We start from the raw sequence: 13379 nt of genomic DNA on the forward strand, positions 1-13379 counted from the left end.
TACAAAACATATAATTCAGAAATATTTATGCAGCACTGGTTAGTCAAGTCGGAACCATTTAAATACAGTTGGGAAAAATTTAATAAAGATGGCCGTACTTTTTGGGATGGCGTGCGCAATTATCAGGCCCGTAATAATTTACGCCTGATGAAGGAAGGCGACCTGGTGTTGTTTTATCATAGTAACGATGGTAAAGAAGTGGTAGGGATAGCCAAAGTAGTGAAAGAAGCCTATCAGGACCCAACTACGCAGGATCCCAACTGGGTAGTGGTTGATCTGTCCCCAGTCGAAACTCTTAAAAAGCCGGTAACCCTGGAAACTATTAAGGCCGATGAACAATTAAAAGATGTTGGCCTGGTCAGGCAGGGTCGCCTGTCGGTAATGGGTTTAAAACGTGAAGAATTTGACCGTATATTAGAATTAGGCAGTTAATGAAAATACATATCGTTAACCTCCATTTATTTAAAAGCCGTCGTAAAATGATGGCTTTTACTGTTTTTGTTATGTTGACGCCCTGGCAGCTCCGGGCCCAGGATGTTTTTAAAGGCTTTGAAAACCTATTTACTACTCCCGAAAATTATGTGGTAAAACATACGGATAAAGCTCCTGTAATTGATGGGAATATTGACGAGCAAATATGGCAGCAAGTAAAATGGACAACTAACTTTGTAGATATTGAAGGCAACCTGAAACCCAAACCACCATTGCAAACCAATGTAAAAATGCTTTGGGACGATAGCTGCCTGTATATCGCCGCACGGATGTATGATCCTCAGGTTTGGGCCAAACTCAAAAAGCACGATGAAGTAATTTACATGGATAACGATTTTGAATTGTTTGTTGACCCGCTGAATACCGGGCATCAATATTATGAAATAGAAGTTAATGCGTTAAATACTATTTTCGATCTTTTTTTGACCAAACCCTATCGTAACCGGGGTGCCGCTATATCGGGTTGGGATGCACCGGGTTTGCGTACTGCGGTAAAAATGCAGGGCACGCTCAATAATGCAGCTGATACCGACAAAGGCTGGACAGTTGAAATGGCCATTCCGTATGCAGCCCTTAATCCCGGTTTCAGAAGAACGGTGCCTCAAAATGGAACTTTATGGCGCATCAATTTTTCAAGGGTAGAATATGACACAAATATTCAAAACGGCCAATATATCAAAGTAAAAGATGCGGCTTCGGGTCGTGACCAGCCCGAACATAACTGGGTATGGTCGGCCCAGGGCCTGATCAATATGCACTATCCGGAGCGTTGGGGTTACCTGCTGTTCAGTGATCATCAAGCTGACGATGTGGTGTTTGAAATGCCTTATGCCGAGTTGCAAAAAAAATATTTATGGCTGGTTTATTACAAGCAAAAAGAGTGGCAAAGGCAAAATCATAGTTATGCGCAATCATTAAAAGAATTGGGATTGGAAAGTGGTTATAACATTTTAAAAAAATTTAATAACTTACAGCTCGAAGCTACTAAACACCAGTTTATGGCTTTAATTAACGATGAGGAAAATAAAATAACTTATACCATTAACCAGGATGGATTTGTTGAACCCTTAACCACCAATCACTAAGCATCATGAACAAGCGCGAATTTTTAAAAGCCGGTTTAGTAGCCACCGTAGCAGCTCAATTACCCATAAAAGGTCAGGCAAAAGAACCTGTTACTATCAGTAAGAAAAAGGCCATGAAAAACTGGATCTGGATCAATCCAAACCTAAAGGATACGGATGACGATCTGAAAACCAATTACACGGCTTATAAAGCAGCGGGTATTACCGGGATATTTTTTGAGAACGATAGCGAAAGACATTTCCGCGCCGCAAAAGCTGCAGGTATTGAAGCTCACCGCTGGATATGGACTTTTAACCGTGCCGAAAAGGTAGCTGATCATCCCGAATGGTACAGCAAAAGCCGTAACGGTGATTCTTGTGCCGATAAGCCGCCTTATGTGCCGTATTACCGCTGGCTTTGTCCTTCGCGCCCGGAGGTTCAGGACTATCTCACCAGTACCGTTAATGATATATTGACCAAGGACTATGTAGATGGTATCCACCTGGATTACGTACGTTATTGTGATGTGATACTCCCCGTAAACCTGTGGGATAAATACAAAATTGAACAAACTAAAGAACTGCCAGAGTATGATTTTTGCTATTGCGAAGTTTGTCAGGCTAAGTTTAAAGAACAATATGGTAAGGATATCAAAGCCATTCAATACCCTGATGCCAGTCTTTCCTGGCGCTTGTTCAGGTATGGTAACATCATCAGGGTGGTTAATGCGGTATCGGCTGTGGCTCATCAGCATAAAAAAACAATCACGGCGGCCGTTTTCCCAACTCCTGAAGTGGCGCGCCGCAATGTACGGCAGGACTGGACAAACTTTAAGTTGGATGGCGTTTGTCCCATGATCTATCACGGTTTTTATAAAGAAAACGTAAGTTGGATAGGTGATGCCGTTGCCGAAGGCATTCATGTGCTCAATGGTAAATTTCCGCTGTATGCTGGCCTTTATCTTTCTGATTTTAATAATGACGAAGAGGTTCGCTCCGGTATCCAGTATGCTTTAAAAAATGGAGCATCCGGGGTGTCATTCTTTGGCAGGGTTACGCCATCGGTATTGGGTATTTTGAAGCAGGAGAGTGCGGCGTTTAAAGCATAAGTCTAATAATATTTCCATTATACTATTTGCAAAGGCGTTTTGTTTATCAAAACGCCTTTGTACTTTTACAGCATAGCAAAACTATACCATGAACTACAGGGATTTTAAAGGCACAGCCATTGCCGAAGTGGGGTTAGGTACCTGGCAATTAGGCAGCGCCGACTGGGGCAATGTGAATGAATATGAAGCCATCAATATATTAAAAGCTTATACCGATGCCGGCGGTAATTTTCTGGATACAGCCGATGTATATGGCATGGGTGTTAGTGAAACCGTGATTGGTAAGTTTTTAAAAATTGTTGATCATAAAGTATACGTGGCAACCAAGCTGGGCCGCCGCGACGATGCCCCAAATGGCTGGCCGCAGAATTTTACCTATGATGCCATGAAACGCCAGGTAGAGGATTCGCTCCGGCACCTGGATATTCCCCGGTTATTTTTGGAGCAATTGCATTGTATTCCTACCGAAGAAATGCGTGCGGGCAAGGTGTTCGATCATTTGCGCCAGTTGCAGGAACAGGGACTCATTACCCATTTTGGCGCGAGTGTCGAGACTTCTGAGGAAGCACTGATCTGCCTGGAGCAGGAAGGTTTGGCTTCGTTACAGATTATCTTTAACCTGTTCAGGCAGCATGTTGCTGATGAGGTGTTTGCCAAGGCCGCCGAAAAGGGCGTAGCTATCATTGTGCGTGTACCGCTGGCCAGTGGTTTATTATCTGGCAAATTCACCACGCAAACCAAGTTTGCCCAGAATGATCATCGCCATTATAATGCCAATGGCGAAGCGTTTAACGCTGGTGAAACATTCTCGGGTATTGAGTTTAACGAAGGTGTAAACTTATCCAACAAAATAAAAGAATTGCTACCCGACGACCGGATGCCGCAATGGGCTATCCGCTGGATATTGGATCATCCGGAAGTTACCACTGTAATACCCGGGGCATCCAAAGTAACACAGGTTAATAGTAATGTAGAGGCGGTAAACTTCCCTCACTTATTAGCTGGGACTCATCAACAATTAAGATCGCTATATGATGCAGAGATAGTAGATAAAATAAGAGGACATTTTTAAAGTATATAGCTACCTAGCACTACTTGTCATTCTGAGCGGAGCGAAGAATCTGTTTTAGAGCATACAAAGATCACAAATAGGTCCTTCGCTCCGCTCAGGATGACAAATACAAAGTTTTAACTATCCTCTCAGCTTGTCCAGCAAATCGCTGAGTATAGCTGCCTCATCTTCACTTAAATTTCCTTTGAGTATATCCTTTGTTTTAAATTCATTATCCATTTTTGATAATGTTTGCAAACCCAGTTCGCTGATGCGGATATCAACTGCGCGCCTGTCTTTATTATTGGTACAGCGTGAAACCAGTTCCTTTTGTATCAGGCGGTCAACTATGCGCGATGCGTCAGACATTTTATCAATCATGCGCTCTTTCAGCAAATTAATGGTTGCCGGGTTGGGGTATTGGCCCCTTAGTATCCTCAGGATATTAAATTGTTGTTGCGTAATATTATATTTATCAAAATGTAGCTTAAAGTAGTTGTTTAACCAACCAGAAGTGTAGGCAATGTTAATTGCTACTTTATGATAATTATCTTCAAAATTTGTGCTTTGTATTTCGTCGTCAATGCGCATAATTGGTAACAATCAATAAGAATGTAAATATGTTTAATTATTTTTAATTTAAGCTAAGTCTATACGTGAGCTGAGGATCGTTCATTACACCTCATTTCTATTTATTTCATTTTGAGTATCAGCTATATCTGGTTTACCATAGTTCCAGGGGCAGTGCAGGCATTTATTTTTACAACAATAGCCCCGCTTTAAATGGTACTCTTTTGTAAAAACAAAATTACCATCCTCATTAATATAATAATCTATTCCTTCCTGTAACATTTATTTAAACTGTTTGGCGTAGCCGTTGATGAGCTATACCATCCCCGAAAAATTTCAACAGATATCTAACATTTACACCCGCGATAAAACTTTTTAAACCTTAAATCTTAACACTTTTCGGCTCAAAACAGGGTGAAAGCAACTGAAAAGCATTCAAAAAGCATCAATTTTAACACTTCTTAACACGATTTTGATGTGTTTTGAAAAGTTTTAAAATCGTTAATTAATTGGTAGTTAATAGTTTGAGGTAAATATTACCCCTTTTTGATCACATTTATGCTTAGCTCAACAATAAGTCTCCTCTGGAAAAGAGCGTTAGGACTATTGCTTATACAAATTTACTAAAAAAATTGGTAATTATAAATGCTTTGCTTTAAAGCAGTTTTACAAAAATATCGTTATTAAAATGCGCTTTTAAATGCCGGCCATCGCCATGCAGTGTCCATATTTGTTTGGGTTGGGTGCGGGCTATAGTTTCCAGGATGTCGTTCCAATCCACATGGTCTGAGATAAACAAGGTATCGCGCTGGTTAACCTGCAGGTTTTTCCAGCCCGAGGCAAAAAGGCGGGTTACGCCCGTAGCCCTGATATAGCTATCGAAAGTAAAAGGGGGAACTATGTAAACAAACTCATCCTGTACTTTCATCAGCTTACGCCCATAAATTTGGTGAGGTCCCAGCACAATGCCCAGTTTTTGGTAAATAGCATTGATGGGCATAATACGATGGTGCACCAGTATCTTCTTCTGTGGGGCATGAGTACTGATGAGGTTAATGAGCCGCTGACTTTTGCCCAAACCATAAGCACCCAGTAGGATATTGGTTTTGATAGAACTGATCTTTTGTATTTCGGCAACCGGATCCGGGTGTATCACCTCCGGGTCGGCAAAGGTACTTTCGGTGATCAGTACATCGGTGGTTACCCATTCAATAGGTTCGCAGGTATCATCGGGTTGTAGCTTATAGTCGCCGGTATACAGGTAGCGGGTATCTTCGTATTCCATCAGTACCTGTGCCGAACCCAGCATATGACCGGCTGATATCAGGGTTATGGTTACCCTGCCGATAGTAAAAGACTCATTAAAGCCTACTATATTAAAAACCTTAGCCGCTGTTCGGTCATAACGCAGCTGCATCACACTGGCTGTTGGCCGGGTACAATAAACGTCATGGTTACCGCTTACGGCATGATCGGCATGGGCATGGGTTATCACCGCTGTTTTGGCGGGTAGTTTAGGATCCAGATAAAAATCGCCGTATTTGCAATACAGGCCCTTCTCATCTATCTGTACAAAATCATCAAGTATCATTTTTTTGAAGCTAAAAGCTAAATGCACAAAGCCGAAAGCTAATGCATTGATTTTTATGGATATGGGTAAGCACGTCTTGAATTTTCGACATTTGACTATTTGCTTGATTCTTGACTCTTGATTCCTGACTCTTTATCCGCGGCGAGGGCTAAATATTGCTGGTGCAAAGCCAGCACCTGGGTAATAACCAGCTGTCGGTCATCATTAATGATCACATCATTGGCCAGCTCTTTCTTTTTTTCTTCGGTAAACTGGCGGGCTTCGCGACTTTCCACTTCGGTGCGTGAAATATGATCGCGTTGTATTACGCGGGCTATACGGTTCTTTAAAGGGGCCGACACGAGCAAACTACGGTCGCACATTTTATAAGAGTCGCTTTCAAACAGCAAGGCGGCCTCTTTGATCACATAAGGGGCCGAATGAATGTTGGATGCCCAATTGTCAAAAGCCCTGAAAGTTGCCGGATGCACCAGCGCGTTCAATTTTTTAAGTTCGGCCTCGTTATTAAAAACTATACCGGCAATATGTTTGCGGTTCAGGCTGCCATCGTCAAAATAGGATGCCGGGCCGAAAGTTTGCTTTAAGGCGTCAATCAGTATAGTATCAGTCACCATTACTTTTTTGGCCTCGTCGTCTGCATAAAAAACAGGGATGCCTAAAAGTTCGAAAACTTTGGCTACTGTAGTTTTGCCGCTACCTATATTACCTGTTAAACCTATTTTAAGCATTTTTTGGGGATTATGAGATTATAGGATTTTTGGATTATAAGATTTTTTGAAGTAGGATCATCTAAATCCATTACCCATGCTCCAAAAGTCCTCAAATCTCATAATCTTTTATTTCTTAATAATAAAATCAATATTAGTCGGGCTTATCTTTACAATTTTACAAAACGGGGGCACCCGGGTCAGTTTTACCGGGAGAGTAGTATAGCCGTGGTCGCGCCATAGGTCTAGATCAGCAGTGGCCTCAAACAGTTCCTCGGTCATGTCGGGGTATCTGTTTAGTGACGTTGTGAAGGTAACCTTAACCCGTTGTGGAAACACCTTTACATTATCGTAATTATGATTGTTGATAAGCTTAACCGGCAGATCCAGTGTTTTTTCGGTAAACTCATCCACCGGGATGATTACCTGTACGGTTTTGGGATACACATTTAAATTCCCTTCTTTAACCGATTGCAGGTTGATACGGGTATTCACAGTTTCGCTCACATCAGTCTTCAGCAGCGAATCTGTTTTCCACAGGTTTATTTGTTTTAAACGTTCGGTGGGGCCGCTCACGGTGATGTATGCAGGCTTAATGATCATATTACCTGATACGGCAAATTGCTTGCGGTATTTAATGCCCAGCATCAACTGTACCGGTACCTTTTTTACCAATCGGTTCGAGAAATCAAAATACAGGGTATCCGGATCAATAGATATAATCTGTTGTGTAATATCCTTATTGAGATTGATCTGTTTGAGCTGTGAATTGAGTACTACATAATTCCGGGTCTCCAGTGTCGAAAGATCAATGGTAATGGGCTTGCTTTCCTTATTCATGCTCGAAAAAAGCATTTGCCAGCCGGTGCCTTGTACGGTAGCATTTACAGTATCGGGCTGCAGGGAGTGAAAAGCCCGTTTCTGGGGGGCGTTTTTATAAGTTAGTACCTCCTGAATGGTATAAGGCTGCGGGGTAGACAGTGTAGTAAACAACCAGGCCAAAACAGCCAGCACCAGGCAGGTGAAAAATGCCGATAAGCGCCTTCGTTCTGTAGCCGATAATTTTACTATTGCCATGTTTATTGAGCTTAAAGCAGAAAGCCAAAAGCTGAAAGCAAGAAACGAGATTAATCATTTATAACTTTCAGCCTTTAGTCAATTTACTAAGTTTTTTTCGCTTTAGGCTTTAAGCCTTTCGCTTTCAGCTTCCTTAATTAGCTTTTTACAGCTACCGGAGGAGTATTTAATGCTTTTGAAGCATCTAAAGAAACAGCCGATTTGTCAAAACGGATTTTGCCGTTCTCAACCTCAACTAAAAAGGTGGTGTCGTTCAAATCAATGATACGGCCATGTATACCAGCGGTGGTAACTACCTTATCACCCTTTTTTAATTCCTCAACATATTTCTTTTGATCTTTTTGTTTTTTAACCTGCGGACGGATCATGAAAAAGTAAAACACCACGATGATCAACACCATTGGTATTAACATACCAAAACCTCCGGAACCACCTGCTGGTGCTTGTAATAAAATAGTAGTTATCATTTTTTTAATTATTGTTATTTTGTTAATACCTCGCCAATAAGGTGTACCATGGTTTGAGCCGGTACAGTATTGGCGGTAATGGTTATTTGTTTGTCCTGCAAACCTGTTTTACCAGCACTGTTAAATACCACCTTAATTAAACCGCTTTCGCCTGGTTTAATTGGGGTTTTAGGCCAGTCGGGAGTGGTGCAGCCACAGCTGGCAACCGCATCAGTAATAATCAGCGGAGATTTACCATTGTTAGTGAACTTAAAATCATAACCAACCTTATCACCTTGTTTGATTTTGCCAAAATCATGGCTTTCTTTTTCAAACTTCATGATTGGGGCAGTAGCAGCGTTTGCCGTAGTGGCAGCTGTTTTTGTTGCAGAACTGTCGGCTGTGGTTGATGCCGCGCCCTTGGCGGGTGTTTGGTTACAGGCCGATAATAATACGCCTGCGGTTAATAAGCTTAAAAATAATCGTTTCATCGGTTAAAATATTATTCTATTAATCCTCTTCCTATTTTTTTGATTTTATTCTCTGCTTTCAGGTCAATTAAAATCTTGTCTAAGATACCGTTTATAAATGAATTACTTTTAGGAGTGCTAAACTCTTTAGATATCTCCAGGTACTCATTAATAGTTACTTTAACCGGGATAGAGGTAAAGTTAACGAACTCGGTAATGGCCATCTTCATTAACAAGGTATCCATCATAGCAATACGCTCAGGCTCCCAGTTTTGAGTTTTGGCAGCTATTAATTCCTGGTAAGGCTTATCAAACCGGATGCTTTGATCAAAAAGATTTACCACAAAATCGCGGTCGTCTGTCCAGTTGCCGGTAATTTCGGCCAGGTGGTTCTGTTTGGCATCTTCTGATGCAAAGTTTTTGAATGTTTTAGCAATCAATGCCTGCAATACATCACGGTCAACCGGCCAAAAAATAAACTTGTCTTCAAAAACCTGTTCAGCTAATGACGATTTCAAGATCACTTTTTTGAAGATGAATTTAATGATGTCTTTATCTGTTTGAATGGTATCGCCGGTTTTGGCCAGGTATTCGGCATACTCGGGCGAATTTTTGAGCGTGGTGAACAGCGTTTTGGCCAGTTCGGGCTCAAAATGCCATTCTACTTTATACTTCTTTAACGCGATCAGGTAATCGCGGTTATCGTTAAGGGTAACGATAAACCTGTTGCTCAATATTTTACGATTGGCATTTAAGTCTTCGGCGGTTGGTAAATGCTTATTGGCGCGTTCTTCCGCGTCATTAGCCGCGTAATTGGCCACTTCTGAAATTAATGATAGCATCCAGATATACATTTCAAATACCTGGTCGATGCCATTTAGCATATTTTTTTCGTGTTGCCTTACGTCTTTAGTATCTGACTGATGATACGCGTATAGTGCCTGTAATACCTTTACCCTGAGGTGCCTTCTGTTTAACATGTGTAAGAACGATTTGATCTGCTAACTTGCAGATGGTTAAATATGAATTTAATAAGACGATTTTACTTTTTTAATATCCGCTATCCGTTTTTCAGCAATTTTATTGGCGGCTTTAACGGTAGAAATGTTTTCTGATTTAGAAAGCTTTAAAATAGTGCGTGTTACCTCGTAAATGTTTTCGGTAAGCTGCATGGTGCGTTTTTTGCTGAAACTCATCAATTCCGAATAGCAATTGATGATACCGCCTGCATTGATCACGTAATCTGGTGCAAACAAAATGCCTTTTTCTAAAAGCATGGCGCCGTGTTCTGCTTCATCAAGCAATTGGTTGTTGGCCGAGCCTGCTATAATGCTGCATTTGAGTTTATTGATGGTTTGTGTATTAATAGTGCCACCTAAAGCACATGGTGCGTAAATGTCGGCATCAATATCAAAAATACTATTGTTGGATACGGCTTCCGCACCGTATCTTTTGGCTATCTGGCCAATGCGCTCTTCCTGGATATCGCTCACGTAAACTTTTACATTTTCGTCGCGAAGTAAACGTACCAGGTGTTCGCCAACATGACCAACGCCCTGCACAATAACCGATTTTCCGGTAAGACTGTCGCTGCCGAATTGTTCTTTTACACAGGCTTTTATACCCTGAAAAACGCCCTGTGCAGCCACAGGCGAAGGATCGCCACTGCCACCCAAACTTTCGGGTATGCCGGTAACATGCTGGGTTTCCATGCGGATGTACTCCATATCGCGCGGATTGGTACCTACATCTTCTGAAGTAATAAACTCGCCGTTAAGGTTTTTAATAAAGCGGCCAAACTTGCGCATCAGCGCTTCGGTTTTATCCTTGCGCGAATCGCCTATAATTACAGAGTAGCCGCCACCCATGTTAAGGCCGGCGATAGCGCATTTATAGGTCATGCTTTTGGAAAGGCGCAATACATCGTTTAAAGCATCCGCCTCGGTTTTATAGCTCCACATGCGTGTGCTACCAAAAGCAGGGCCCAGCGTAGTATCATGAATAGCTATGATGGCTTTTAAACCCGTATCCGGATCGCTGCAGAATACAACTTTTTTGTGCCCAAAGGCGTCGAGCTGATTGAATATAGATTCCGGTTGTTCTTGAACGGGCATTAGTTATACGATAGTAAATGTTTTAAGGCGTGGACAAAAGTAGAGGTTTTTTTTATTCTGACAAAGTTTATTAGCGGGGAACTGCTAGTCGACCTGTTTTTAAACCCGTGTTTATGGTAAACAGTATGTAATAAGGTGGTTACAAATGGGGGGGATTGAGGGTAATAATAAATGCATCTGGTTAATTATAGGTAACGCTTACTTAGTATATGAAGTAAGCGTTACCATTTTTGCTCAATTATAACTACCGCAAACACTTCCCCACTCCGCTAATGGCGAGCATGGCCATGGGTTAAAAGCACTAACACAGGCCACAAATGAGCTATATCCGTTTGAAAAACCGGAAGAGCAATAGCGGCTGCAGGACCTTCCGGCATTATCACATACGGCAGACTCACCGCTACCCGCTCCTTTAATGTTTTTAAGATCGGTGCGGTCCAATACTTTGGAACCGAGGTGTTGGAATTTCTTCATAATTTTTGGTTTAATAATGGTTATAGATTTATCAAATATAAAACAATAACTAATAAATTAAGAGGTGTTTATTTATTGATTAGCAGTATTTTAATAATAATATGAAGTGTTAATCGTATGAGTAGTTTATGAGTGGATTTATTGTTGAAAAACATGCTATTTTTAAGAAGAACGATTAAATTGAAAAGCCTGTGAGCGTAGAGGTGAAATTTGGCAGAATGTTACGCCTGGTTATTTTCTTACACCATTCCGACTTTTCAATTCAACCACTCTGCCAACTTTTTAATACTTTTGATTAAAGGATATCGGGCAATGATATCTTTCGGATTTTCCGGTTTCCCGGATTTTCGGACAACATAAATATGAAAGACCTTGCTTACCTTAATAAATTCTTTTACAAGTATCGCTGGCGGCTAATACCCGGTGTGCTGTTTGTAATTATCTCCAATATTTTCGGGGTGTTACCAGCACAAGTGATCCGTGTAGCGTTTGACCTGGTGACCGAAAACATTGGAGCCTACCAGCTTTTTGCCGGGTTTAACAGGCAAAGCATGATCTATGATATTTTTGGTAGCAGCCTGATGCTGTTTGGTGTGCTGGTATTGGTACTGGCGCTGTTGCGGGGCTTGTTCCTGTTTTTTATGCGGCAAACTATCATCCTCATGTCGCGGCATATTGAGTATGATCTCAAAAATGAGATCTACCATCATTATCAGGAACTATCACTGGCTTTTTATCGCCGCCACAATACCGGCGATTTGATGAATCGCGTTACTGAGGATGTAAGCCGCGTGCGCATGTACCTGGGGCCGGGCATTATGTATACTATTAATACGGTAGTGCTGTTTATACTGGTGATATATGCCATGCTTACCGTAAATGTAAGGTTGGCCGTTCTTTCTGTATTGCCATTACCCATACTGGCCGGGGTTATCTATTACGTAAATAATGTGATTAACCAGCGGAGTGAACAGATCCAGGAAAGGCTGTCGGCCCTGTCGAGTTTTGTACAGGAGAATTTTTCGGGTATCCGGGTTATCAAATCGTATGTAAGAGAGGGTTTTGTCCGTAAGAATTTTGCCGCCGAGAGCGAAAACTATAAGACACATTCTATGGATCTGGTAAAGGTGCAGGCCATGTTTTATCCAACTATGCTGTTGCTGGTGGGTTTAAGTACTGTGATCACCATTTATGTTGGCGGGGTTGAAGTGATGAAGGGCAATATCACATCAGGGAATATCGCGGAGTTTATAGTTTATCTGAATATGCTTTCTATGCCGGTGATATCCCTGGGCTGGGTAACCTCACTGATACAGCGGGCCGCCGCCTCGCAAAAACGTATCAATGAGTTTTTGCATGAAAAACCGGATATCATATCGCCCAATGTATCCGTACGTACGGTTGAAGGTGCTATCGCGTTTAACAATGTATCATTTACCTATCCTGATACGGGTATCGAGGCTTTAAAGGATGTGTCGTTCACCGTGGAGCCAGGACAAATGGTGGCTATTATCGGTCGTACGGGGTCCGGGAAATCAACCATCGCTAATTTGGTGATGCGGATGTATGATACCACGGCAGGCGAGATAGCTATTGACGGTATTTCGGTAAAACAATTGAATCTGGAGGGGTATCGCTCGCAAGTGGGCTTTGTACCGCAGGAGGTTTTCCTGTTTTCGGATACTATTGCCAATAATATCGCTTTTAGCGCTGATGTATTGAATTTGCCCCTTGTAGAACAAGCCGCCAAAGATGCCGCAGTATACAATAATATAGTGGAGCTTGAGCAAGGCTTTGAAACCCTGATAGGGGAGCGTGGCGTAACTTTATCGGGCGGACAAAAGCAGCGGGTATCCATAGCGCGGGCAATTTTTAAACACCCGCAAATATTGATCTTTGACGATTGTCTTTCGGCAGTTGATACCCGTACCGAAGAGGAGATATTAAACAACCTGGGACGGGTAATGCAAAATAAAACCAGCATTATTATAGCCCACCGCATATCGACCATCAAAAATGCCGACAAAATTTTGGTAATGGATAATGGCCAAATTGTGGAGCATGGCAACCATGATTCCCTGATGCAACTCAAAGGAACCTACTTTGAGCTATACGAAAAACAATTGCTGGAAGAAGAGCAAGATGCCTGATTTTTTTGCGCAAACACAATAAAATGACGGAAATGTTTCAAAAAGTTCAATAAAATTGAATAAA

The 13379-nt window shown here is 41.7% G+C and carries 15 protein-coding genes; 5 read left to right on the top strand and 10 right to left on the bottom strand.

The annotated features are described in order from the left end of the window. Positions 1–27: 27 nt before the first annotated feature. From BW976_RS25130 to BW976_RS25145, 4 genes are all read left to right on the top strand, one after another. Complete coding sequence (locus tag BW976_RS25130) at positions 28–432, top strand: EVE domain-containing protein (RefSeq protein ID WP_076377743.1); 405 nt, start codon at positions 28–30, stop codon at positions 430–432. After that, positions 432–1577, top strand: coding sequence for a carbohydrate-binding family 9-like protein (locus BW976_RS25135; protein WP_139332420.1), 1146 nt, complete (start codon positions 432–434; stop codon positions 1575–1577). The genes BW976_RS25130 and BW976_RS25135 overlap by 1 nt, the downstream gene beginning before the upstream one ends. Positions 1578–1582: 5 nt before the next feature. Then, positions 1583–2665, top strand: coding sequence for a family 10 glycosylhydrolase (locus BW976_RS25140; RefSeq protein ID WP_139332421.1), 1083 nt, complete (start codon positions 1583–1585; stop codon positions 2663–2665). Positions 2666–2753: 88 nt separating this feature from the next. Continuing rightward, positions 2754–3737, top strand: coding sequence for an aldo/keto reductase (locus BW976_RS25145; RefSeq protein ID WP_076377747.1), 984 nt, complete (start codon positions 2754–2756; stop codon positions 3735–3737). Positions 3738–3857: 120 nt separating this feature from the next. Here the strand turns inward: BW976_RS25145 and BW976_RS25150 are convergent, their stop codons facing one another. The 10 genes from BW976_RS25150 to BW976_RS25190 form a co-directional block, all read right to left on the bottom strand. Continuing rightward, a complete protein-coding gene (locus BW976_RS25150; RefSeq protein WP_076377749.1) occupies positions 3858–4307 on the bottom strand; it encodes a MarR family winged helix-turn-helix transcriptional regulator in 450 nt (149 codons plus the stop codon). 84 nt (positions 4308–4391) lie between these two features. Continuing rightward, positions 4392–4568: a C1orf53 family protein gene (locus BW976_RS29570; RefSeq protein ID WP_175614177.1), complete on the bottom strand. Its 177-nt coding sequence runs from the start codon at positions 4566–4568 to the stop codon at positions 4392–4394. 373 nt (positions 4569–4941) lie between these two features. Continuing rightward, entirely contained in the window at positions 4942–5877 is a 936-nt protein-coding gene (locus tag BW976_RS25155; RefSeq protein ID WP_076377751.1) for an MBL fold metallo-hydrolase, read from the bottom strand. A gap of 95 nt (positions 5878–5972) precedes the next feature. Further along, positions 5973–6605 (bottom strand): dephospho-CoA kinase, encoded by a 633-nt coding sequence (gene coaE / locus BW976_RS25160; protein ID WP_076377753.1) that lies wholly within the window; start codon positions 6603–6605, stop codon positions 5973–5975. Positions 6606–6713: 108 nt separating this feature from the next. Then, positions 6714–7661, bottom strand: a complete 948-nt coding sequence (locus tag BW976_RS25165) for a CdaR family protein (RefSeq protein ID WP_076377755.1) — start codon at positions 7659–7661, stop codon at positions 6714–6716. Between the two features lie 137 nt (positions 7662–7798). Further along, entirely contained in the window at positions 7799–8128 is a 330-nt protein-coding gene (gene yajC, locus BW976_RS25170) for a preprotein translocase subunit YajC (protein ID WP_076377757.1), read from the bottom strand. Between the two features lie 14 nt (positions 8129–8142). Then, positions 8143–8598, bottom strand: a complete 456-nt coding sequence (locus BW976_RS25175; RefSeq protein ID WP_076377759.1) for a DUF1573 domain-containing protein — start codon at positions 8596–8598, stop codon at positions 8143–8145. 11 nt (positions 8599–8609) lie between these two features. After that, complete coding sequence (locus BW976_RS25180; protein ID WP_076377761.1) at positions 8610–9557, bottom strand: transcription antitermination protein NusB; 948 nt, start codon at positions 9555–9557, stop codon at positions 8610–8612. Positions 9558–9605: 48 nt separating this feature from the next. After that, positions 9606–10691, bottom strand: a complete 1086-nt coding sequence (locus BW976_RS25185; RefSeq protein WP_076377763.1) for a Glu/Leu/Phe/Val family dehydrogenase — start codon at positions 10689–10691, stop codon at positions 9606–9608. A gap of 234 nt (positions 10692–10925) precedes the next feature. Continuing rightward, entirely contained in the window at positions 10926–11165 is a 240-nt protein-coding gene (locus BW976_RS25190; RefSeq protein WP_076377765.1) for a hypothetical protein, read from the bottom strand. 362 nt (positions 11166–11527) lie between these two features. On the opposite strand from BW976_RS25190, the gene BW976_RS25195 reads away from it, so the two are divergent. Further along, positions 11528–13315, top strand: coding sequence for an ABC transporter ATP-binding protein (locus BW976_RS25195; protein ID WP_076377767.1), 1788 nt, complete (start codon positions 11528–11530; stop codon positions 13313–13315). Positions 13316–13379 lie beyond the last annotated feature (64 nt).

Origin of the sequence: Mucilaginibacter lappiensis (assembly GCF_900155965.1) — a bacterium.
GTDB classification, from domain to species: Bacteria; Bacteroidota; Bacteroidia; order Sphingobacteriales; family Sphingobacteriaceae; genus Mucilaginibacter; species Mucilaginibacter lappiensis.

What these genes read in the sequence shown, in the direction of transcription:
- BW976_RS25130 (WP_076377743.1), top strand. Translation starts at nt 28, where the DNA reads ATGCAGCACTGGTTAGTCAAGTCGGAACCATTTAAATACAGTTGGGAA.
- BW976_RS25135 (WP_139332420.1), top strand. Translation starts at nt 432, where the DNA reads ATGAAAATACATATCGTTAACCTCCATTTATTTAAAAGCCGTCGTAAA.
- BW976_RS25140 (WP_139332421.1), top strand. Translation starts at nt 1,583, where the DNA reads ATGAACAAGCGCGAATTTTTAAAAGCCGGTTTAGTAGCCACCGTAGCA.
- BW976_RS25145 (WP_076377747.1), top strand. Translation starts at nt 2,754, where the DNA reads ATGAACTACAGGGATTTTAAAGGCACAGCCATTGCCGAAGTGGGGTTA.
- BW976_RS25150 (WP_076377749.1), bottom strand. Translation starts at nt 4,307, where the DNA reads ATGCGCATTGACGACGAAATACAAAGCACAAATTTTGAAGATAATTAT.
- BW976_RS29570 (WP_175614177.1), bottom strand. Translation starts at nt 4,568, where the DNA reads ATGTTACAGGAAGGAATAGATTATTATATTAATGAGGATGGTAATTTT.
- BW976_RS25155 (WP_076377751.1), bottom strand. Translation starts at nt 5,877, where the DNA reads ATGATACTTGATGATTTTGTACAGATAGATGAGAAGGGCCTGTATTGC.
- coaE (WP_076377753.1), bottom strand. Translation starts at nt 6,605, where the DNA reads ATGCTTAAAATAGGTTTAACAGGTAATATAGGTAGCGGCAAAACTACA.
- BW976_RS25165 (WP_076377755.1), bottom strand. Translation starts at nt 7,661, where the DNA reads ATGGCAATAGTAAAATTATCGGCTACAGAACGAAGGCGCTTATCGGCA.
- yajC (WP_076377757.1), bottom strand. Translation starts at nt 8,128, where the DNA reads ATGATAACTACTATTTTATTACAAGCACCAGCAGGTGGTTCCGGAGGT.
- BW976_RS25175 (WP_076377759.1), bottom strand. Translation starts at nt 8,598, where the DNA reads ATGAAACGATTATTTTTAAGCTTATTAACCGCAGGCGTATTATTATCG.
- BW976_RS25180 (WP_076377761.1), bottom strand. Translation starts at nt 9,557, where the DNA reads ATGTTAAACAGAAGGCACCTCAGGGTAAAGGTATTACAGGCACTATAC.
- BW976_RS25185 (WP_076377763.1), bottom strand. Translation starts at nt 10,691, where the DNA reads ATGCCCGTTCAAGAACAACCGGAATCTATATTCAATCAGCTCGACGCC.
- BW976_RS25190 (WP_076377765.1), bottom strand. Translation starts at nt 11,165, where the DNA reads ATGAAGAAATTCCAACACCTCGGTTCCAAAGTATTGGACCGCACCGAT.
- BW976_RS25195 (WP_076377767.1), top strand. Translation starts at nt 11,528, where the DNA reads ATGAAAGACCTTGCTTACCTTAATAAATTCTTTTACAAGTATCGCTGG.